Below are 20,919 nucleotides of genomic sequence, written 5' to 3' on the forward strand. Positions count from 1 at the left end.
GGGCCTGCAAGGCCCCTCATGCACCCAGGCGCAGACCGCTGCTGGGCCTCATCACGCTCAAACGGCTGCTGGCGCCCACTCATTCCTGTTCGGATTCGTCAAACATGGGGTTGTGAGAGGCTCCCATTAGTCTCGCAAGATGATTTTTTAGCAAATCCGTAGTTGCGAGATCTTTCCCTCGGGTATTTAACGTTTCAAATACTTGATAAGCATCATCCTCGTTATCAAGTTCAACGTATATTAGCTTCAGCGCAAGAACAGTATCTCTAAGCTCGTCTAATCTATTTTTTGCGCGTAAACGCCGCGTTGCTTCAGAGATACCCGGGGAGCTACGACTTTTTTCTATTTCTTTATTTATGCAATCCGTGAAAAATTCAAAAGCACCTTGTAAAAGAATTTCCTCCTCTCCTAAATTAATTTTTATTTTCTGCGATTGAAAACTCTGTATGGAGGTTTGCAGGTAAGGATATGAAGTTTCAGTTTTTAAAACAAACGTAGATTCATTGTTCTTGTTGTTTCGTTCTATGAACAGTTGGGTGCCTGTGGCCCTGTCTTCATACCCCAATAATCTATAGCTATTTCTTATGACTGAAAGGATTACAGTAATAGTGGTGAGTCGCTGCTGACCATCCACAATGGCCTTCGCCTGCCCTTTTGCATATGTAACGACGGATCCAATAAAGTAATCATCTTTTGTTGACAAAAGATCATCATTCCAAAAGTCTTCCCAATTATCTTTTTCCCAAGAGTAAGGCCTCTGAAATCTAGGAATTTCAAAATAATTACTTGTTAAAATATGCTCTACTGGATGGTCTTGGCATTGAATTTTCATCGTTACCTCTCGCTGCGCTTATAAAATTATTTTCCCCAACTATCCTTCAATCCGACAGCTAGATTGAATATTGGCCGATTTGCGAAGTGATCTTTTATGTCCGCCACGAAGTACCCGTGCCGCTCGAACTGGAACTGGTCGCCCGGTCGGGCGTTGGCCAGTGAGGGCTCCACGATGGCCGTCACGACCTTCAGGCTGTCCGGGTTCAGCAGCGTGAGGAAGTCTTTCCCGCCGGCATCGGGCTGCGCATCGGTGAACAGCCGGTCGTACATGCGCACCTCCGCCTTCACGCCATCGGCCACGCCCACCCAGGTGATGGCGGCCTTCACCTTCACGGTGTCGGCCCCGGGGGTGCCGCTCTTGGTGTCGGGCACCACGGTGGCCAGCACTTCGGTGATCCGGCCATCGGCGTCCTTGTTGCAGCCCGTGCATTCGATCACGTAGCCGCCCTTGAGGCGCACCTTGTTGCCGGGGAACAGGCGCTTGTAGCCCTTGGGGGGCACTTCCTCGAAGTCTTCGCGCTCGATCCACACTTCCTTGCCGATCGTGAAATGGCGCAGGGGCGATTCGATGCCTTCGGGCGGGTGGGGCAGGGCGGGCAGGCTGCAGGGCTCCAGGTGGCCGGCGCCCATCACCTCGTCCCAGTTGGTCAGCACCAGCTTGACGGGGTTGAGCACCGCCATGCCGCGGTGGGCCTTGGCTTCCAGGTCTTCGCGCAGGCAGCCTTCCAGCGTGCTGTAGTCGATCCAGCTGTAGTCCTTGGTCACGCCGATGCGTTCGCAGAACAGGCGGATCGATTCGGGCGTGTAGCCGCGGCGGCGCAGGCCGACGATGGTGGGCATGCGGGGATCGTCCCAGCCGGTCACGATGCCGTTGTCCACCAGTTGCTTGAGCTTGCGCTTGCTGGTGACCACGTAGGTGAGGTTCAGGCGCGCGAACTCGTATTGGCGCGGCTGCGGCGCGGCGATGAGGCCGCCTTCCACCAGGCGGTCCATGAGCCAGTCGTAGAAGGGGCGCTGGTCTTCGAATTCCAGCGTGCAGATGCTGTGGGTGATGTGCTCCAGCGCGTCCTCGATGGGGTGCGCGAAGGTGTACATGGGGTAGATGCACCACTGGTTGCCGGTGTTGTGGTGCTCGGCGTGCTTGATGCGGTAGATGGCCGGGTCGCGCAGGTTGATGTTGGGCGAGGCCATGTCGATCTTCGCGCGCAGCACGGCGGCGCCGTCGGGCAGCTTGCCCTCGCGCATTTCGCGAAATCGCGCGAGGTTCTCGGCCACGGTGCGGCTGCGGAAAGGGCTGTCCACGCCGGGCTTGCCGAAGTCGCCGCGGTTGGCGCGCATCTCGTCGGGGGTCTGCTCGTCCACGTAGGCCTTGCCGTTTTCGATCAGGTACTCAGCCGCGCGGTACATGAAGTCGAAATAGTTGCTGGCGTAGTACAGGTGGTCGGCGCCATCACCGCTGGCCTTCCAGTCGAAGCCGAGCCAATGCACGGCGTCGATGATGGCGTCCACGTATTCCTGGTCTTCCTTCTCCGGGTTGGTGTCGTCGAAGCGCAGGTGGCACACGCCGCCGTAGTCTGCGGCCAGGCCGAAATTCAGGCAGATGCTCTTGGCATGGCCGACGTGCAGGTAGCCGTTGGGTTCGGGGGGGAAACGCGTGCGGATCTTCGCCGGGTCGGGCTGCCCGCCGGCATGGTGGGCCGCATCGCCGGGCGTGCCGCCCCAGCGCGCCTGGGCATGCGTGCCCTTGGCGAGATCGCTCTCGATGATCTGGCGAAGAAAATTGCTGGGCTTGGCCGCGGCGTTGGAGGAGGGGTCGAGGGGGGCTGGGGAACTCATGGCGGCATTCTAGGCGGCGGTGCCGGGGGCGTTACCGGGTGAAACACAGCGCGCTACGTCCAGAAACAACATTGCAGGGGGTTTGTGCCATCCTTTCGGACATGTGATGCGTTGATCATCCACGGGAGTTCCGCGATGGCGGGGCTCCCATCCAAAGGAGATTTCCATGACGAACAGCCGCTCTCTCTCAGCCATGGCCGCCACCGCCGGCGTGGCGCTCGCCCTCCTGGCGGGCACCGGTGCCGCCCAGGCACGCGATATTTCCTGGTCTGTGGGCATCGGGGCGCCCGGTGTGGCGGTCGGTGTCGGGGGCGGCGGCTACCCCGTCGTGGTGGCCCCGCCAGCCTATTACCCACCGCCCCGTCCCGTCTATTACGGCCCGCCCCCGGTGGTCTATGCCCCCCCTCCCGTCTACTACCCGCCGCCACGGCCGGTGTACTACGCGCCCCCGCCTCCGGTGGTGGTCGCCCCCTACGGGTACTACGGCGGCGGTCGCCACTGGCACGGACGGGACCGGGGCTACTACTACGGTCGCTGAAACCCATCGCTGTCCCCTGGCTGCCCATGCAGCCCCAACGGCCCCCTCGGGGCCGTTTTCTTTGGGAGCGCCACGCATAATTCGCCCTGTTCGCGTTCGCCGACTGGCGGCGACGCCTTGCCTGGAGTGCTGGCCCTGTGAAAACCGTCTTTGTCCTGAACGGACCCAATCTGAACCTGCTCGGCACGCGCGAGCCCTCGGTGTACGGCGTGCATACGCTGGCCGACGTGGAGCGGCTGTGCGCCCAGGCGTGCGAGCGCCATGGGTTTGCACTGCAGTTCCGCCAGAGCAACCACGAGGGCGACTTGGTGGACTGGATCCATGAGGCCGGCCGCCTCCACAGCTCGGGCGAACTGGCCGGCGTGGTGCTGAATGCCGCCGCCTACACCCACACCAGCGTGGCACTGCTGGATGCCGTCAAGGGCACGGGCGTGCCGCTGGTGGAGTTGCACATCAGCAACGTGCATGCCCGCGAAGCCTTCCGCCACCATTCCTATTTGTCCGGCGTGGCGCGCGCGGTAATGTGCGGGTTCGGCGTGCAGGGCTATCCGCTGGCCATCGACGGCCTGGCGGGATGGTGACGGTGCCCTCCGCCCCAGCGGCCCACCCCGGACCTGCCGGGGCCGCGGCGCCTGATGGCACCCCGCCCGAAGTGCGGCGCCTGCAGGCGCTGGCCGCGCGGCACACCACGCCTTGCGGCGACGGCGATCTGGTGTGGCACGCCTGGGGCCCGGCCGTGCCGGAGCAGCCGCCGCTGGTGCTGCTGCACGGCGGCAGCGGCAGCTGGACCCACTGGGTGCGCAACATCGAAGACCTGGTCGCGGCGGGCCACCAGGTCTGGGTGCCGGATCTGCCCGGCTTCGGGGAGTCCGCTCTGCCCCCGGCCGGCGCCGATGCCGACGCGCTGGTCGAGCCGCTGTATGAGGGCATGCGCGCGCTGTGGGGGCCGCAGCCCTGCGATCTGGTGGGGTTCTCTTTCGGCGGCATGGTGGCGGGGCTGCTGCTGGCCGACCACCCCGAGCTGGCCCGGCAACTGGTCATCGTTGGGGCGCCAGCCATGGGTGTGGTGCCGCACCGCCAGTTCGAACTGAAAGGCTGGCGGCACCTGCCCGCGGACCAGCAGCCGCAGGTGCACCGCCACAACCTGGCCGTGCTGATGCTGCAGGACCCGGCGCTCATCGAAGGCCTGGCGCTGGGCCTGCATGTGGCCAACGTGGTGCGCGACCGCATGCCGCGCCGCCGGTTGGCGCATACCGACATCCTGGCGCGCTCGCTGCCCCGGGTGACCTGCCCGGTGCATGCCATCTATGGCCGCAACGATGCGCTCTATAAGCGCTGGATCGTGGAGCTCGAGGCGGCGTTCCGGGCGGTGGTGCCGGACTTCCGCGGCCTGGACTTCATCCCCGAGGCCGGCCATTGGGTGCAGTTCGAGCAGCCCCAGCCCTTCATGTCTGCACTGCTGGCCGCGCTGGCGGATGGGGCACAGCCGGCTGCCGCACCTTTGGCGGCCGGCCGATGACCGCGCCGCCGGCGGCCTTCGTCCCCCAGGTGGATGAGCGCGAGGTGGAGATCACCGCCATGCGGGCGCAGGGCGCTGGCGGGCAGAACGTCAACAAGGTGTCGAGCGCGGTGCATCTGCGCTTCGACATCGCGGCGTCTTCGTTGCCCGACGGCGTGAAGGAGCGCCTGCTCGCCCTGCGCGACAGCCGGATCACGCTGGAGGGCGTGCTGGTCATCAAGGCGCAGCAGTACCGCAGCCAGGAAGCCAACCGCCTCGACGGACTCCAGCGCCTGCAGGCCCTGGTGGCCAGCGTGGCGCAGCCGCCGCGCACCCGCCGGGCCACCAAGCCGACCTATGGCTCCAAGCAGCGCCGCCTGGAATCCAAGAGCGTGCGCTCGGGCATCAAGGCGCTGCGCGGCCCGGTGCGCGACTGAAAAGGCGGGGAGCGCAACGGCGGGCGTTCGCTGGCCCGTGGCGGCACAGGCTGCGCCGATCGCCGCGGGGGTTGGAACCGCCGCCACCGACCCCATCTGTCGGCAACCGAGGAATCTTCATGTCTGATCTGGAACGGGCCCGCGCACCCACCGACAGCGGCAGGAATGCCGAACTCCCCGCGCTGTATCTCTCCCATGGCGCCCCGCTGTTCGCGGTGGACGCCGGCGAAACCGGCCCGGCCCTCACCCGCTGGGGCCAGGAGGTCCAGGCGCGCTTTCCGCACCTTCGCGGGGTGGTGGTCATGTCGCCGCACTGGATGCCGCGATCGCCGAAAGTGATGACCGGGCCGCAGCCCGCCACGTGGCACGATTTCGGTGGATTTCCGCCGGCCCTGTATACCTTGCGCTACCCGGCCGCAGGCGCCCCGGCCCTGGCCGAAACGGTGCTGGCGCGCCTGCGTTCGGCCGGCATCGCGGCCGAAGGCGATGCGGAGCGGCCCTTCGACCATGGCGCCTGGGTGCCGCTGATGCACCTGTTTCCCGACGCCCGGCTGCCCGTGGTGCAGGTGGCCCTGCCGTCCAGCGCCGGGCCTGCCGAGGTCTACGCCATGGGCGCCGCCTTGCAGGGCCTGCGCAGCGAAGGCGTGCTGGTGGTGGGCTCCGGCAGCATGACGCACAACCTGGCCGAGTTCTTCGGCGGCGCCAACGAGCCCTTGCCCTATGTGACCGAATTCAGCCGCTGGATCGAAGACGCCGTGCAGCGGCGCGACTGGCCCGCGCTGCTGGACTACCGGCGGCAGGCCCCGCATGCCGAGCGCGCCCACCCCAGCGAAGACCATTTCCTGCCCTTGTTTTTCGCCCTAGGCGCCGCAGGCCCCGAGGCGCAGGCGCACTACCTGAGCCGGGAGGTCCGCTATGGCGCCCTGGCCATGGACGCCTTCGCCCTGCGGTCCGCGGCATGAACTCCCCGGGCCCCGTTCCACTCCAACCCCGATTCGCAACCCTTCATCCCTGCCTTGAACGCCTTTTCAGGGCACCCATCGATGCTTGATCTGCCGCTTCCCTTCCTGAACCGCCCCGCCGCGGCCCACACCACCTCTCCCTGGCTGCTCGTTCTCATGCACGGCGTGGGCAGCAACGAGGGCGACCTGTTCGGCCTGGCCCCCTACGTTCCCCCGCATTTCCATGTCGTGAGCCTGCGCGCGCCGCATGCCATGGGGCCGGGCTCCCATGCGTGGTTCGAATTTTCCGTGCTGCCCGATGGCAGCCGTTCCATCCATGAGCCGCAGGAGGCGGCCAGCCGCTCGCTGGTGGCGCTCACGGTGGAGGCCGCCGCGCTGCAACTGGGCGTGCCCCCTGAGCGGGTGGTGGTGGGCGGTTTCAGCCAGGGCGGCATCATGGCCTTGTCCCTGCTGTTCACCCGGCCGGAGCTGCTGCACGCCGCCATGGTGTGGCACAGCCGGCTGCTGCCCCAGGCGATGCCGTTCGCCGCGGCGGCCGAGAGCCTGCGCGGCAAGCCGCTCTGGGTGAGCCATGGCGTGCAGGACAACGTGATTCCCCTGGCCCAGGCCCACGCCATCCGCGACCATGCCCGGGGGCTGTCGCTGGACCTGACCTACCGCGAATACCCCGGCGCGCACGAGATCCGGCAGGCCGAACTGACCGATGCCATGGGATGGCTGGGCGGACTGCAGCACCCGCAGCCGCAGGCCGCGCGCTGAGCCGCTGACCGATGGGCCCGGCGGGCCCACCGTTCCCTGCGTGGACTCCGGCCGGCTTGCATCGGCCACCGAGCGGTGCATGACACTCCCCATGCCAGCGGTGACCGGACCCGTCACACGGCGTTACGGCCCGGTGGAGTCCATCGCTTCCAATCGATGGGCGGCCGCGGGGCATCTTGTCTTTCTACCGCGGCTTTCCCGAAACCCAAGAAAAGGAGGCATTCATGCCTGAACGTGACACGGTGGAGTTGCGGCCCGCGCAGCAGGCTTCGCGCGCCTGGATTCCGTGGGTGCTGGTCGCTGGCGCGCTGGGCGCCGGCGCGGCCTGGTGGTTCTGGGGGCGCCCGGCGTCCGAGCCGGTGGCATTGCCGCCCGTGGCCAGCCAGTCCGCGTCCCAGGCCGCCGCGCCGCCCGCATCCGCGGCCTCCGGACCCCAGAACCCCATGGACACGGTGCAGCCGCCCGATACCAAACTCCCCACCCTGGCCGAATCGGACCGCCCCCTGACCGAGGCGGTCACGGGATGGGTCGGGGCGGACTCGGTCGCGTCGCTGCTGCGCATGGACGGCTTCGTGCAGCGCGCGGTCGCCACGGTGGACAACCTGTCGCGCCAGAGCGCGCCGTCCCGCCTGTGGCCCGTGCAGCCCATGCCGCAGCGGTTCCTGGTGGATGGCGAGGGCAGCGAGACGGAGACGATCGCTGCCACCAATGCGGGCCGCTACCGCGCCTTCGTCATGCTGGCCGAAGCCATTCCGCAGGACCAGGCCGTTGCGCTGTACGCCCGGCTGTACCCGCTGTTCCAGCAGGCGTACGAAGAGCTGGGTTTTCCGCGCCGCTACTTCAACGACCGGCTGGTGGCCACGCTGGACAACCTGCTGCAGGCGCCCGAGCCCACCGGCCCGGTGCAGGTGCAGCTCACCAAGGTGGCCGGTGAGGTGCCCTCCACGCGCCCTTGGGTGCGCTACGAGTTCGCCGACCCGAAGCTGCAGGCCTTGTCCAGCGGCCAGAAGATCCTCGTGCGCATGGGCGTGGAGAACGAGCGGCGGATGAAAACCGTGCTGGCCGAGCTGCGCCGCCGGGTCGCGACGGGCGAGATGGCGCGCAAGCCCTGAGCGCCACGGGCGCGCCGACCCTGCTGCGGCCGGCGCGCGCCGCGCCTCGCCGTCCGGTGAACGCGGCCCCTCCTGCGGTTTCACTTCTGCGGTTTCATTTCTGATCTTTCACTTCGAGGAGCTTCCCACCATGTTCGTTGCCATGAACCGTTTCCGCATCGCCCCCGGCCGTGAGGAAGAGTTCGTCGAGATCTGGCGTCAGCGCGACAGCCATCTGGCGCAGGTGCCGGGCTTCCAGGCCTTCCACCTGCTGCGGGGCGACACGACGCCCGAGCACACGCTGTTCGCATCGCACACCGTCTGGGCGTCGCGCGCGGATTTCGAGGCGTGGACCCGCTCCGACGCCTTCCGTGCCGCGCACGCGGGCGCGGGGCAAAAGCGCGATCTGTACCTGGGGCCGCCGCAACTGGAACTGTTCGAATCCGCGCTGTGAGCACCCGCGCCGGCCAAGCGGGCGATTGCTATATAAATAATAGCAATAAGGGCAATGAAATCTAGGGCGTGAAGGGGTTTTGACTCACAATCCCCGGCGGTAGAAGGCGTCCAGCGTGGGCATCAGGTCCGGGAACTCGGCGGCGAACGTCGCCCGGTCCACGAAGTACGCCTCGCACGCCACGGCGAAGAATTCGGCCGGGGCCGTCGCGCCGTAGGCATCCAGCCATGGCCACTCGCCGCCAAAGCGCTCGGCGATGATCACGCGCTCCCGGAAGGCGTCGTATGCCGGCTGCCACGCCGCGCGCCAGGCCTGCCGCGCCGCCTGCGGGCCGGTGGTGCCCAGAAAGCCCGGCGGCAGGGGTGGGTAGCCGTCGGCATTGCCGTTGCGCATGTCCAGCTTGTGCACGAACTCGTGGATGACCACGCTCATGCCCCGGTCCTGGCCGCTGCCCGCGCTGTCCACGGCCGGCCAGCTCAGCATGACTGGGCCCCGGTGCATGGCCTCGCCCAGCAGCACCTCGGTGTAGTCGTGCACCACGCCGGCCTCGTCGGTGGACTGCCGGCGCGCCACGGCTTCGCCGGGGTGGACCACGATGCCCACGAAATCGTCGTACCAGTCGAGTGCCTGAGCGGGCGTGCCCCAGTGCAGCACGGGCAGGCACGCCTGGGCCGCGATGGCGACCGCCATGGCATCGGTGACCTGCAGGCCGTGCGCGCCGGTGAATTCCTTGCGCTGCAGAAAGAGGGCGCTCAGCGCCCTCAGCTTGGCTTGGTCTTGCAGCGGCAGGGCGGACAGGAACGGGTAGCGCTGCAGGGTCTGCAGCCAGAGCGGGGCGGAGATCTCCGGCACGGGGGCGACGGTCGCGCGCACGCGGTGCCAGAGTTTGTTCCAGAGAGCAGGCATGAAAGAGGGGGAGGGCCTGCTCGCGCACTCCCTGGCGGAAAAAGAGATGCCGCCTACATGGGGACGGCGGCGAGCCGTTCCAAGCCCCGGCCGGGCGACAGGCGCAGCACCTCGGCGCGCGGCGGGCGGGCGGCCGCGTCCCAGTCGCTCAGCACCACGCGCCGCAGGCCCGGCCCCACGGCGTGGACGGCGGGGCGGTGGGTGTGGCCGTGGATCAGCGTGCGGGCGCCAGCGGCCTGCAGCCATTGCCGCGTGGCCGGGCCGTCCAGATCGGCGTAGGCGGCCTCGCCGGACTGCTTGCGCGCCTCGCTGTGCTCGCGGATGCCGCGGGCCTGCGCGCGCCGCACGGCCAGTGGCTGGGACAGGAACCGTTGCTGCCACTCCGTGCTGCGGGCCTGCGCGCGAAAGCGCTGGTAGTCCACGTCGTCCAGGCAAAGCAGGTCGCCGTGGCTCAGCACCGTGCGTTCGCCGCCGAACTGCAGCACCGTCGGGTCGTGCAGCCCGGTCAGGTCGCAGTGGGCCAGAAAGCGCGGCCCGACCAGGAAGTCGCGGTTGCCGTGCATGAAGAACACCGGCCGCTGGCGGGCCGCCTCGCGCAGCAGGGCGCCGCATTCGGCCTCGAAGGCGCCCTCGGCATCGTCGATGCAGTCGTCGCCCACCCATACTTCGAACAGGTCGCCCAGGATGAACACCGCGCTCGCGTCGGTGGTCCGCAGATAGCGTCGCCAGGCCTCGAACGTGGCGGGCTCGCTGGCCTGCAGGTGCAGGTCGGAAATGAATTCGACCGTGCGCCAGTCCGAAGGAGCGGCAAGCTCCTCGAACCGGGGCACGGTCGTGGTCACGGGGCGGGCGGGGATGGGTGCGCCGCGGTCGCCGCGATTACAGGGCGACGGCCTTCTCGATGATCACGTCGTCCTTGGGCACGTCGTCATGGAAACCCTTGCGGCCGGTCTTCACGCCCTTGATGGCATCGACCACTTCGGTGCCCTTGACCACCTTGCCGAACACGGCATAGCCCCAGCCCTGGGCGGACGGCGCGGTGTGGTTCAGGAAACCGTTGTCGGCCACGTTGATGAAGAACTGGGCGGTGGCCGAGTGCGGATCGCTCGTGCGGGCCATGGCCACGGTGTAGTTGGCGTTCTTCAGGCCGTTGTTGGCCTCGTTCTCGATCGGGGCTTCGGTGCCCTTTTGGTTCATGCCGGGCTCGAAGCCGCCGCCCTGCACCATGAAGCCGGGGATCACACGGTGGAAGATCGTGTTGTCGTAGTGGCCCTTCTTCACGTAGGCCAGGAAGTTCTCGGTGGACTTCGGCGCCTTTTCGGCATCGAGTTCGAGGGTGATGACGCCGTGGCCGGCGATGTGCAGTTCGACTTGGGGGTTGCTCATGGGATTCCTTGGAAAGCGTTGGGGGCCGGGAGGGCCGTGGTGAAGAGGGGCCGCGGGCTCTTACTTGACCACGGTGGCGGAGGTGATGACGACGGGCGTCGTGGGCACGTTCTGGTGCATGCCCTTGTTGCCCGTGGACACGGCCTTGATCTTGTCCACCACGTCGGTGCCCGAGACCACCTTGCCGAACACGGCGTAGCCGTTGCCTTCACCGGTGGCGTTGAGCATGGCGTTGTCCTTCACGTTGATGAAGAACTGCGAGGTGGCCGAGTCCGGGTTGCCGGTGCGGGCCATGGCGATGGTGTAGTTGTCGTTCTTGAGGCCGTTGTTGGCCTCCAGCGGGATCGGCGGCTTGGTGGGCTTTTGCTGCATGTCGGGCGTGAAGCCGCCGCCCTGGATCATGAAGCCGTTGATCACGCGGTGGAAGACGGTGCCGTCGTAGTGCTTGTCCTTCACATAGGACAGGAAGTTGTCCACCGTCTTCGGGGCCTTGGCGGGGTCGAGCTGGACCACGATGTCGCCCAGCGACGTGGCGAGCTTCACCTTGGGGGCCGCCGCATCCTGCGCCTGGGCGGGTGCTACGGAAACGATAGCTGCCAGCGCCATGCTGGCCAGCGCCAGGGTCGAATTTCTTCTGGAAATCATCCAATCACTCCTTCGAAAAATATCTGCCATTGGTTGCCCTTGCGGGTCCAGTACTGGCGCTTGACGGGGCCGGTGCGGGCCCCTTCGATGACCTCGCCGAACGTTACCACCATGGTGTCGGAGGCATCCGTCCAGCGCAGCAGGGTCTTGTCCTTGAGCTGGATCGGCCGCCCGCGCAGCGCGCGCGTTTCCGCGCCCAGCTGCTTGGAGAACTCCTGCAGCGGCATCTTGCCGTAGCTCTGGAACGTGGGGGCGTAAAACCCCATCAGGCGCTGCAGGTCGCCCTGCGACTTGGCGGTGCGCCAGGCATCCAGCACCGCATCGAACGCCTTGCGGTCGGCCTGCACGCTGTGGGGCGGCACCCATTGCAGCTGCCGCGCGATCACCACCGGTGTGGAGCGTGGCTCCACCGTGCGCAGGATGCGCTCCAGGTCCGGGTTGGCCAGGGCCAGGCACCCGTCGGTGGCCAGCGGCGCGCGCGAGAACTGGTCCGGCGGCGTGCCGTGCAGCCAGATGCCGCTGCCCGTCTTGCCGCGGCTCTGGTCCAGCGGATTGGGGTAGTTGATGGGCAGGGCGCCGGCGCCGTAGAAGTCCTTGAGCGTGGCCGGGTCCAGGCGGCTCGTGATGAAGTACACGCCCAGCGGCGTGCGCTGGTCGCCCTCGATGAGCTTTTCGATGCCGAGCTTGCCCACCGAGGCGTAGTAGTCGGCCACGAGCTCCAGCCCGTTGGGCGTGTTCTCGAACAGATAGAGCCGCGAGCGCGACGCATCGACCGCGATCGCGTGCCGTGAACGCAGCGACAGCTCGATGAACTGGGCGGGAATGGTGCGCGCCTGGGGGCGCACACGCAGGGCGTCCGTGCGCTGGCGCGACTCCGCGCGCAGCTCGGCCAGCACGTCGGCGGCTTCCTGGGGTGGCGGGGCATCGCCCTGGCCGGCCGGTACGTCGCCCATCTGCCGCAGGGGGCGTGTGCGGGCCGACAGCAGGTCGCCCAGCGCCAGTTGCGCGAGCTGGAAGTTGGGGTGGTCGCGCACCAGGCTCTCGGCCTTGGCCAGGGCTTCCCGGCCCTTGCCTTCTCCGGTGAGGCGGTAGACCTCCATGAGGCGCTTTTCCGCCTGCCCATCGGCCAGCGGGGCGATGCGCACGGGCGCCGTGCGCGCGTTCTTGCCGACGCCGCGCAGCTTGTCGCCCTGGGCGTGCGCGGGCCAGGCTGCCGCCAGCAGCGACAGCGCCATGCCCGCCGCAATGCCGCGGCTCCAGGGGGAACGTCCCGCAGGCATGCGAGGCTTCAAGCGGGAACGAATGCGGCGCGGTGCGCCAGCAGAGGGCAAGGGAGCATCCCGAAGGCGATGGTGGAGCGCGTCAACGAAACGATCGCCATCAACCGCCGGTGGCCTCGCGCACGATGGTCCACTGGCCGCCGGTGTTCACCAGGTCCAGGGTCTTGCGGCTGTTCACGCTATAGCTGCCGGAGCTGTAGCCCTGGCGAAAGCGCGCCTGCGCCTTGTTGCCGTTCACGGAAATGCGCAGATCGTTCACGCTGACATTGATCTTGGCGCGGCCGACGATGCGGTCGCGGCGCTCTTTTTCCCAGGCGGCGTGGCTTTGCTTGCCGTTGGGCGTGTAGTTCTTGTCGTAGGCGCCCAGGTAGGCGTTCATGTCCTGGCTCTCCCAGGCCTTGGCCCAGGCGTGCACTGCAGCGGACACTTCCCGTTCCGCCGCGGCGGCGGCGCTGGAGGCGGTGTTGCCCGTCACTGCGGGAGCGGGGGCCGGAGCCGGGGTGGGCGCCGGTGCAGCGGCCACGGCCGGTGCGGCCGGGGTGGGTGCGGGGGCCGGCGCAGGGGTGGCAGGCGCCGGGGAGGCCGCCACGGGCGCAGGTGCCGGGGCAGGGCGGGGAGCCGCTGCTGCCACGGGTGCAGCCGCGGGCGCCTTGGCGGTGGAGGCCTTGGCCTCGGTCGAGAACAGGTCGCGGATCAGAGCCAGCTTGGGCTTGACCGAGCTTGCGTGCGTGGCATCGAGCTGCAGCGCCTTGTTGTAGGCCTGGCTGGCCAGCTTGGCGTAGATGTCGCCCAGGTTTTCATGCGCGGTGGCATAGCTGGGGTTGGTGCGGATGGCCATCTCGAGCGCGGTGCGCGCCTTGTCGAGCTGGTTCTGGTTGGCGTACAGCACGGCCAGGTTGTTGTAGGGCTCGGGCAGCTCGGGATAGTCTTCCGTGAGCTTCGTGAAGGTGGCCACCGCTTCGGTCTGCTTGCCCGAATCCGCCTGGGCCACGCCGCGCAGGAAGCGCAGTTGCGGGTCGCGGGGGTTGGCGGTGAGCCGCTGGTCGGCCTTGGCCAGGGCATCCGCCGGCTTGCCTGCCTTGAGCAACTGGGTGATCTCGGCATAGTCGTCCGCGTGGGCCAGCGGGGCACCCAACAAGGCCGACAGGGCAATCAGGCGCAGGAGATGGGCAAGGGTGCGTTGTGGATGCTTCATGGGCGGACGGGAATGGTTGGAGGTGTCAAGCCGTAACGGGGGCTTATACTGCGGCGGATTGTAGCTGAGGGGTTTGTCATGCCGGTACGCTGTTGCCGCTCCTGATTTTGCATGTGCGCACCGCCGCGCACGGCCCTTCCGGGAGGCTCCCGCCTCTTTGCGCAGCCCCTGCCAGGGCGCCGGCTGCACCATCCACCCCTTGACTGAATTTCCATGAGTTTGCGTATCTACAACACGCTGTCGCGTGCGCTGGAGCCTTTTTCTCCGCTGGAGCCCGGACATGTGCGCATGTATGTCTGCGGCATGACCATTTACGACCTGTGTCACATCGGCCACGCCCGCATGATGATGGCGTTCGACGTGGTGCAGCGCTGGCTCAAGAGCAGCGGCCTGCGCGTGACCTACGTGCGCAACATCACCGACATCGATGACAAGATCATCCGGCGCGCGGTGGAGCGCGGCATCACCATCCGCGAGCTGACCGACGAGATGATCGCCGCCATGCACCAGGACATCGGCGCTTTGGGCATCGAGCCGCCCTCCATCGAGCCGCGCGCCACCGAATACGTGCCGCAGATGCTCGCGCTGATCGGCGCGCTGGAAGACAAGGGCCTGGCCTACCGTGCCAGCGGCGGCGACGTGAACTACGCGGTGCGCAAGTTCGCGGGCTACGGCAAGCTGTCCGGCAAGTCGCTCGACGAACTGCGCGCGGGCGAGCGCGTGGCTGTGGCCGACGGCAAGGACGATCCGCTGGACTTCGTGCTGTGGAAGTCCGCCAAGCCCGAGGAGCCGCCCGAAGCCAAGTGGGACAGCCCCTTCGGCGCCGGCCGGCCCGGCTGGCACATCGAGTGCTCGGCCATGAGCTGCGCCACGCTGGGCGAGAGCTTCGACATCCATGGCGGCGGCGCCGACCTGCAGTTTCCGCACCACGAAAACGAGATCGCGCAGAGCGAAGGCGCCACCGGCAAGCCGCTGGCGCGCTTCTGGGTGCACAACGGCTTCGTGCGCGTGGACAACGAGAAGATGAGCAAGTCGCTCGGCAACTTCTTCACCATCCGCGACGTGCTGGCCAAGTACGACGCCGAGACCGTGCGCTTTTTCATCGTGCGCGCCCATTACCGCAGCGCCCTCAACTACAGCGACGCCCACCTGGACGACGCGCGCGCCGCGCTCAAGCGCCTCTACACGGCATTGAGCCTGGTCGCGCCGGCGCCCACGCCCTCGATCGACTGGACCGACCCCTACGCGGCCCGGTTCAAGGCCGCCATGGACGAAGACTTCGGCACCCCCGAGGCCGTCGCCGTGCTGTTCGATCTGGCCGGCGAGGTCAACCGCACGCAGTCGCCGCAGACCGCCGGGCTGCTGAAGGCGCTGGCCGGGTGCCTGGGCCTGCTGCAGGACGATCCGCAAGCCTTCCTGAAGGCCGGCGCCACGCTGGACGAAGCCGCCATCCAGGCGCAGATCGCCGCGCGCGCCGCCGCCAAGGCCGCGAAGGATTTCGCCGAGGCCGACCGCATCCGCAAGGCGCTGCTGGAGCAGGGCATCGTCCTCAAGGACTCCGCCGCCGGCACGACCTGGGAGGCGGCGCAGTGAGCGGTTCCTGGATGAAGCGGCCTTTGGCGCCGGTGAAATTTCTGGTGCGGGCGGGATAAGCGGTGGCTGCGACGAAAAAGACAGCCCATGACGGGCCGCAACTGATCGCGCCCGCGTATTGGGCCGAGGCTTGCAAGCACCTCGTCAAGAAAGACCGCGTGATGAAGCGGCTCATCCCGCAACTGGGCGACGTGGCCCTGCGCCAGCGCGGCGATGCGTTCACCACGCTGGCGCGCAGCATCGTCGGCCAGCAGGTGTCGGTGGCGTCCGCGCAGAAGGTATGGGACCGTTTCGCGGCCCTGCCGCGCACCATGACGCCGGCCAGCGTGCTCAAGCTCAAGGTGGACGACATGCGCGGCGCAGGCCTGTCCGCGCGCAAGGTGGACTATCTGGTCGATCTGGCGCTGCACTTCGATACCGGCAAGCTGCACGTCAAGGACTGGGATGCGATGGACGACGAGGCCATCACGGAGGAGCTGATCGCCATCCGCGGCATCGGCCGCTGGACGGCGGACATGTTCCTCATCTTCCACCTGGCCCGCCCCAACGTCATGCCGCTGGACGATGCCACCCTGATCCAGGGCATCAGCCAGCACTATTTTTCGGGTGATCCCGTGAGCCGCAGCGATGCCCGCGAAGTGGCAGAGGCCTGGAAGCCCTGGTGCAGCGTGGCGAGTTGGTATATTTGGCGGTCGCTCGCCCCGTTGCCGGTGGACTATTGACGCCCTCGCGGGAGGGCGCGGCAACCGATGCTGCGTCCGTGCCCGTGGTGCTGGCCTGAACAGGGCGAGGAGCCCAAGGAGAATTACGTTGGCGAAAAAAACCTTTCTGGATTTCGAGCAGCCGATTGCCGAGCTCGAAGGAAAAATCGAAGAACTGCGCTACGTGCAGACCGAAAGCGCCGTCGATATTTCGGAAGAGATCGACCAGCTCAGCAAGAAGAGCCACCAGCTCACCAAAGACATCTACAGCGATCTGTCGCCCTGGCAGATCACCAAGATCGCCCGCCATCCCGAGCGTCCCTACACGCTCGACTACGTGCGCGACATCTTCACCGACTTCGTCGAGCTGCACGGTGACCGCCACTTCGCCGATGACCTGTCCATCGTGGGGGGGCTGGCCCGCTTCAACGGGCATGCCTGCATGGTGCTGGGCCACCAGAAGGGCCGCGACACCAAGGAGCGCGCCGCGCGCAACTTCGGCATGAGCCGCCCCGAGGGCTACCGCAAGGCCCTGCGCCTCATGAAGACGGCCGAGAAGTTCAAGCTGCCGGTGTTCACCTTCGTGGACACGCCTGGCGCCTATCCCGGCATCGATGCCGAAGAACGCGGCCAGTCCGAGGCCATCGGCCGCAACATCTTCGAGATGGCGCAACTGGAAGTGCCCATCATCACCACCGTGATCGGCGAGGGCGGCTCCGGCGGCGCGCTGGCCATCAGCGTGGCCGATCAGGTGGTGATGCTGCAGTATTCCATCTACTCGGTGATCAGCCCCGAAGGCTGCGCCTCCATCCTCTGGAAGACCAGCGACAAGGCGCAGGACGCGGCCGATGCCATGGGCATCACGGCCCACCGCCTCAAGGCCCTGGGCCTCGTGGACAAGATCGTGAGCGAGCCCGTGGGCGGCGCCCACCGTGACCACAAGCAGATGGCCGCCTTCCTCAAGCGCGCCCTGGGCGATGCCTTCCGCCAACTGGCCGATCTCAAGCCCAAGGAACTGCTGGATCGCCGCTACGAGCGCCTGCAAAGCTACGGCCGATTCACCGACACCAAGGCCGAGACGCGCTGAAGCGCGGGGCTTCGGCACCACGCCCCATGCCATGAACCCAGCGGCCCTTCGGGGCCGTTTTGCATGGAAGACGCCGCCATCGCCGGCCCCTGAAACGCTCCTTCTGCATGACGCAATCCTTCGACGCCGCCATGGAGGCCTTCGCACCGGCCCTGCCGCTGGCCGTGGGGCTGAGCGGCGGGGCCGACTCCACCGCGCTGCTGCTGGCCTGCGCAGGGCGGTGGCCCGGCCAGGTGCATGCGTTCCATGTGCACCATGGGCTGCAGGCGGCGGCCGATGGCTTCGAGCGCCACTGCGCCGACCTTTGCCAGCGCCAGGGCGTGCCGCTCCAGGTGGCGCGCGTGAACGCACGCCCCGCGCCGGGCCAAAGCCCGGAAGACACCGCCCGCCGGATGAGGTATGAGGCTTTTGCGGGCCTGGCACAAGTAACACTAGGGCATGCTGCTATAAAAACAATAGCATTGGCCCAGCATGCCGACGACCAGGCGGAGACCCTGCTGCTGGCGCTGTCTCGGGGCGCCGGCGTGCCGGGTCTGGCGTCCATGCCTGCGCACTGGCAGCGCGATGGCCTCGACTGGCATCGGCCCCTGCTGCGGGTGGCCGGCGCCGACGTGCGCGCCTGGCTGGTGGCGTGGGGCGAGGCGTGGGTGGAAGACCCCACCAATGGCGACGAGCACTACACGCGCAACCGGATCCGCCACCGGCTGCTGCCGGCGATCGATGCCGCTTTTCCCCAGTTCCGCGACACCTTCGCCCGCAGCGCCGAGCATGCCGCGCAGGCCAGCGAACTGCTTCAGGAACTGGCCGAGGCCGATCTGTCCGCCGTTGGCGTGCCGCCGCGGCTGGCGGCCTTGCAGGCGCTGAGCCGGGCCCGGCAGGCCAACGTGCTGCGCCACTGGCTGCGCAGCGTGCACGGCACCACGCCGGCCGCGGCCCAACTGGCCGAGCTGCTGGATCAGATCGCCGCGTGCACCACGCGGGGGCACCGCATCCGCATCAAGGTCGGCCGCGGCTTCGCCGTGCGCGAAGCCCAGGTGCTCGGTTGGTACAATTCCTAGGTTTTGGTCCCCATCCCTGCACGAAAAACGGCGGCGCGCCAGAACAATTTTTCTCCTTTCCCTGCGCCGTCTTGCGTTTCGTCATTCCAGATATCCAATGGCACTGATCGTTCATAAATACGGCGGCACGTCGATGGGCTCCACGGAGCGCATCCGCAACGTCGCCAAGCGCGTGGCCAAATGGGCGCGGGCCGGCCACCAATTGGTGGTGGTGCCCAGCGCCATGAGTGGCGAAACCAACCGCCTGCTCGGGCTGGCCAAGGAACTGGCGCCTTCTCGCGCCACGTCCGCCTACCACCGTGAACTCGACATGCTGGCCTCCACCGGAGAGCAGGCGTCTTCCGCGCTGCTGGCGATCGCGCTGCAGTCCGAAGGCATGGAGTCGGTGAGCTATGCCGGCTGGCAGGTGCCGATCCGCACCAACAGCGCCTACACCAAGGCCCGCATCGAATCCATCGACGACCAGCGCGTGCGCGCCGACCTGGCCGCCGGCAAGGTCGTGATCGTGACGGGCTTCCAGGGCATCGACGAGCACGGCCACATCACCACGCTCGGCCGTGGCGGCTCCGACACGTCCGCCGTGGCCGTGGCCGCGGCGATGAAGGCCGCCGAATGCCTGATCTACACCGACGTGGACGGCGTGTACACGACCGATCCGCGCGTGGTGCAGGAGGCGCGCCGCCTGGCCACCGTGAGCTTCGAGGAAATGCTGGAGATGGCCAGCCTGGGCAGCAAGGTGCTCCAGATCCGCTCGGTCGAGTTCGCCGGCAAATACAAGGTGCCCCTGCGCGTGCTGTCCAGCTTCACGCCCTGGGACATCGACATCAACGAAGAAGCCCGCTCCGGCACGCTGATCACTTTTGAGGAAGACGAAAAAATGGAACAAGCCGTTGTATCCGGCATCGCATTCAACCGCGACGAGGCCAAGATCTCCGTGCTCGGCGTGCCCGACAAGCCCGGCATCGCCTACCAGATCCTGGGGGCCGTGGCCGATGCGAACATCGATGTCGACGTGATCATCCAGAACCTGAGCAAGGACGGCAAAACGGACTTCAGCTTCACCGTGAACCGCTCAGACTACGCGCGCACGATCGATCTGCTCAAGGAAAAGGTCGTTCCGGCACTGGGAGCGCAGGAAGTGGTGGGCGACGCCAAGATCTGCAAGGTCAGCATCGTCGGCATCGGCATGCGCAGCCATGTGGGCGTGGCCGCCAAGATGTTCCGCGTGCTGAGCGAAGAGGGCATCAATATCCAGATGATCTCGACCTCCGAAATCAAGACCTCCGTCGTGATCGACGAGAAGTACGTGGAACTGGCGGTGCGCACGCTGCACAAGGCGTTCGAACTGGACCAGTCGCCCGCTTAACGAGTCAAAACCGCCTTCAATCTGAGGCATAATAGCCGGATTGGAAACGTGACCGAGTGGCCGAAGGTGCTCCCCTGCTAAGGGAGTATGGGGTGTAGAGCCTCATCGAGGGTTCGAATCCCTCCGTTTCCGCCACAATGAAAAAACCTAGCTAGATCAACGATTTAGCTAGGTTTTCTTCTTTGGACTGGTAGCACTTTTGGTAGCAACCCAAGTGCTCACACTGCCTGTCTATCTTCGTGGCCAGACCTACTACCTACACACACGCGTGTGCGGCAAACAGGTCAAACGTTCACTTCACACCTCCGATCCGGTCATTGCTAGACTGCGAGCACTTGAATTTTTACGAGTGATCCAGATGAGCAAGCCCACCCTATCGGATTTTAATTTTGATAGCAGTGCCCTTAGGCGCTATGAAGTTGAAGTGAATGGGGTGAGAGTGAAGGCTGACACCTTGGAAGACCACCAAAGGGCCTTGGAAGCTATTGCAGCTTTGAAAGGTGTTACCAGTGCTGCGCAGAATATTCAGCCTGCGGCTGTACCCTTTGAACAGGTCCCTGTTCATTCGCCTAACGGCCTTACAGTCACAGAGCTATTGAATCGCTATTTGCAAATGAAGCAACTAGCTACGGGGTCAGTGTCTGCGGTGCAGAACACGGCCTTGCAGTTTGCCACCTTTGTGGGTAAAAGGAAGACGATTGACCAGATTTTGAAGGTCGATGTAACTCGGTTCGCTGAGAAGCTGAAAATCGAAGGTTTAGCTCTTCAAACTGTCCAAACGAAAATTAACCTGCTCAAAGCAATGTTCAATTTTGCAAGGGAGTACAGCTACCTTAAAGGTGAGAATCCTGTAAGTCTCAAAGTGATAACGAAGGCACAGAAGATGGCAGCAGGCTACGATATTTTCGATGATGCTGATATCGTGGCAGTCTATGCAAAGAGCTATTTTGGCCCCCAGAAAATCAAAGACCCAGACTATTACTATGCGTGCTTGATTGCTGTGGTTACTGGTTTGCGTATCGGTGCTATTACAAGCTTGTGTAAAAATGACATTCAAAAAACAGAGTCTGAAACCTGGTTTTTGAGAATTCGAGATGATAAAACAGCCAATGGTAAACGTGATGTTCCTGTAATTCCCGAGCTACTGAACTCAGGTTTTCAGGCATATGGGAGCCTCTCACAACCCCATGTTTGACGAATCCGAACAGGAATGAGTGGGCGCCAGCAGCCGTTTGAGCGTGATGAGGCCCAGCAGCGGTCTGCGCCTGGGTGCATGAGGGGCCTTGCAGGCCC

General features: G+C 65.9%; 22 protein-coding genes and 1 tRNA gene. 15 read left to right on the forward strand and 8 right to left on the reverse strand.

The features are described from left to right. Positions 1 to 79: 79 nt before the first annotated feature. Together AVMA1855_RS25475 and AVMA1855_RS25480 are read right to left on the reverse strand one after the other, a co-directional pair. Positions 80 to 832, reverse strand: coding sequence for a DUF262 domain-containing protein (locus tag AVMA1855_RS25475; protein ID WP_284427845.1), 753 nt, complete (start codon positions 830 to 832; stop codon positions 80 to 82). Between the two features lie 26 nt (positions 833 to 858). Continuing rightward, a complete protein-coding gene (locus tag AVMA1855_RS25480) occupies positions 859 to 2,670 on the reverse strand; it encodes a glutamine--tRNA ligase/YqeY domain fusion protein (protein ID WP_284427846.1) in 1,812 nt (603 codons plus the stop codon). Between the two features lie 166 nt (positions 2,671 to 2,836). Between AVMA1855_RS25480 and AVMA1855_RS25485 the strand changes: the two genes are divergently transcribed. The 8 genes from AVMA1855_RS25485 to hmuQ all read left to right on the forward strand — a co-directional run bounded on the left by AVMA1855_RS25485 (position 2,837) and on the right by hmuQ (position 8,409). Then, positions 2,837 to 3,208 carry a hypothetical protein gene (locus AVMA1855_RS25485; RefSeq protein WP_284403508.1) on the forward strand — a complete coding sequence of 124 codons (372 nt, stop codon included), beginning with the start codon at positions 2,837 to 2,839 and terminating at the stop codon, positions 3,206 to 3,208. Between the two features lie 137 nt (positions 3,209 to 3,345). Then, positions 3,346 to 3,789, forward strand: a complete 444-nt coding sequence (gene aroQ / locus AVMA1855_RS25490; RefSeq protein ID WP_284427847.1) for a type II 3-dehydroquinate dehydratase — start codon at positions 3,346 to 3,348, stop codon at positions 3,787 to 3,789. Positions 3,790 to 3,791: 2 nt separating this feature from the next. Then, complete coding sequence (locus AVMA1855_RS25495; RefSeq protein ID WP_502870381.1) at positions 3,792 to 4,727, forward strand: alpha/beta fold hydrolase; 936 nt, start codon at positions 3,792 to 3,794, stop codon at positions 4,725 to 4,727. Next, on the forward strand, positions 4,724 to 5,143 hold the full coding sequence (arfB, locus tag AVMA1855_RS25500; protein WP_284427848.1) for an alternative ribosome rescue aminoacyl-tRNA hydrolase ArfB: 420 nt from the start codon (positions 4,724 to 4,726) through the stop codon (positions 5,141 to 5,143). Before AVMA1855_RS25495 ends, arfB begins: the two co-directional genes overlap by 4 nt. A 119-nt stretch (positions 5,144 to 5,262) precedes the next feature. Further along, the gene (locus tag AVMA1855_RS25505; protein WP_284427849.1) at positions 5,263 to 6,105 is read left to right on the forward strand and encodes a DODA-type extradiol aromatic ring-opening family dioxygenase; all 843 of its coding nucleotides are present in this window, start codon (positions 5,263 to 5,265) and stop codon (positions 6,103 to 6,105) included. A gap of 81 nt (positions 6,106 to 6,186) precedes the next feature. Next, positions 6,187 to 6,864 (forward strand): alpha/beta hydrolase, encoded by a 678-nt coding sequence (locus AVMA1855_RS25510; protein WP_284427850.1) that lies wholly within the window; start codon positions 6,187 to 6,189, stop codon positions 6,862 to 6,864. A 224-nt stretch (positions 6,865 to 7,088) separates the two neighbouring features. Then, positions 7,089 to 7,976, forward strand: coding sequence for a DUF3014 domain-containing protein (locus AVMA1855_RS25515; protein ID WP_284427851.1), 888 nt, complete (start codon positions 7,089 to 7,091; stop codon positions 7,974 to 7,976). A gap of 130 nt (positions 7,977 to 8,106) precedes the next feature. Beyond that, positions 8,107 to 8,409: a heme-degrading protein HmuQ gene (hmuQ, locus tag AVMA1855_RS25520; RefSeq protein WP_284403518.1), complete on the forward strand. Its 303-nt coding sequence runs from the start codon at positions 8,107 to 8,109 to the stop codon at positions 8,407 to 8,409. A gap of 84 nt (positions 8,410 to 8,493) precedes the next feature. Here hmuQ and AVMA1855_RS25525 read toward each other — a convergent pair whose 3' ends face one another. From AVMA1855_RS25525 to AVMA1855_RS25550, 6 genes are all read right to left on the reverse strand, one after another. Then, complete coding sequence (locus AVMA1855_RS25525) at positions 8,494 to 9,315, reverse strand: M90 family metallopeptidase (protein ID WP_284427852.1); 822 nt, start codon at positions 9,313 to 9,315, stop codon at positions 8,494 to 8,496. Positions 9,316 to 9,368: 53 nt separating this feature from the next. Beyond that, positions 9,369 to 10,157, reverse strand: a complete 789-nt coding sequence (locus tag AVMA1855_RS25530; RefSeq protein ID WP_284427853.1) for a UDP-2,3-diacylglucosamine diphosphatase — start codon at positions 10,155 to 10,157, stop codon at positions 9,369 to 9,371. 37 nt (positions 10,158 to 10,194) lie between these two features. Then, a complete protein-coding gene (locus AVMA1855_RS25535; RefSeq protein WP_284402562.1) occupies positions 10,195 to 10,701 on the reverse strand; it encodes a peptidylprolyl isomerase in 507 nt (168 codons plus the stop codon). Between the two features lie 60 nt (positions 10,702 to 10,761). Continuing rightward, a complete protein-coding gene (locus tag AVMA1855_RS25540) occupies positions 10,762 to 11,346 on the reverse strand; it encodes a peptidylprolyl isomerase (protein WP_284427854.1) in 585 nt (194 codons plus the stop codon). Further along, complete coding sequence (locus AVMA1855_RS25545) at positions 11,343 to 12,626, reverse strand: L,D-transpeptidase family protein (protein WP_284402560.1); 1,284 nt, start codon at positions 12,624 to 12,626, stop codon at positions 11,343 to 11,345. The genes AVMA1855_RS25540 and AVMA1855_RS25545 overlap by 4 nt, the downstream gene beginning before the upstream one ends. A gap of 100 nt (positions 12,627 to 12,726) precedes the next feature. Further along, a complete protein-coding gene (locus AVMA1855_RS25550) occupies positions 12,727 to 13,821 on the reverse strand; it encodes a L,D-transpeptidase Cds6 family protein (protein ID WP_284402559.1) in 1,095 nt (364 codons plus the stop codon). 213 nt (positions 13,822 to 14,034) lie between these two features. Between AVMA1855_RS25550 and cysS the strand changes: the two genes are divergently transcribed. The 7 genes from cysS to AVMA1855_RS25585 all read left to right on the forward strand — a co-directional run bounded on the left by cysS (position 14,035) and on the right by AVMA1855_RS25585 (position 20,821). Further along, on the forward strand, positions 14,035 to 15,414 hold the full coding sequence (gene cysS / locus AVMA1855_RS25555) for a cysteine--tRNA ligase (protein WP_284427855.1): 1,380 nt from the start codon (positions 14,035 to 14,037) through the stop codon (positions 15,412 to 15,414). A 62-nt stretch (positions 15,415 to 15,476) separates the two neighbouring features. Beyond that, positions 15,477 to 16,136, forward strand: a complete 660-nt coding sequence (locus tag AVMA1855_RS25560) for a DNA-3-methyladenine glycosylase family protein (RefSeq protein ID WP_272563992.1) — start codon at positions 15,477 to 15,479, stop codon at positions 16,134 to 16,136. An 88-nt stretch (positions 16,137 to 16,224) separates the two neighbouring features. Next, positions 16,225 to 17,202, forward strand: a complete 978-nt coding sequence (locus tag AVMA1855_RS25565) for an acetyl-CoA carboxylase carboxyltransferase subunit alpha (protein ID WP_272563991.1) — start codon at positions 16,225 to 16,227, stop codon at positions 17,200 to 17,202. Between the two features lie 107 nt (positions 17,203 to 17,309). After that, positions 17,310 to 18,260 carry a tRNA lysidine(34) synthetase TilS gene (tilS, locus tag AVMA1855_RS25570; RefSeq protein WP_284427856.1) on the forward strand — a complete coding sequence of 317 codons (951 nt, stop codon included), beginning with the start codon at positions 17,310 to 17,312 and terminating at the stop codon, positions 18,258 to 18,260. A 97-nt stretch (positions 18,261 to 18,357) separates the two neighbouring features. After that, positions 18,358 to 19,626 carry an aspartate kinase gene (locus AVMA1855_RS25575; protein ID WP_284402556.1) on the forward strand — a complete coding sequence of 423 codons (1,269 nt, stop codon included), beginning with the start codon at positions 18,358 to 18,360 and terminating at the stop codon, positions 19,624 to 19,626. 42 nt (positions 19,627 to 19,668) lie between these two features. Beyond that, positions 19,669 to 19,761, forward strand: a tRNA-Ser gene (locus AVMA1855_RS25580). Between the two features lie 223 nt (positions 19,762 to 19,984). Beyond that, positions 19,985 to 20,821, forward strand: a complete 837-nt coding sequence (locus tag AVMA1855_RS25585) for a site-specific integrase (RefSeq protein WP_284427857.1) — start codon at positions 19,985 to 19,987, stop codon at positions 20,819 to 20,821. Positions 20,822 to 20,919: the final 98 nt, after the last annotated feature.

This window comes from Acidovorax sp. SUPP1855 (genome assembly GCF_030158955.1).
In the GTDB taxonomy this organism is placed as follows: Bacteria; Pseudomonadota; Gammaproteobacteria; order Burkholderiales; family Burkholderiaceae_C; genus Paracidovorax.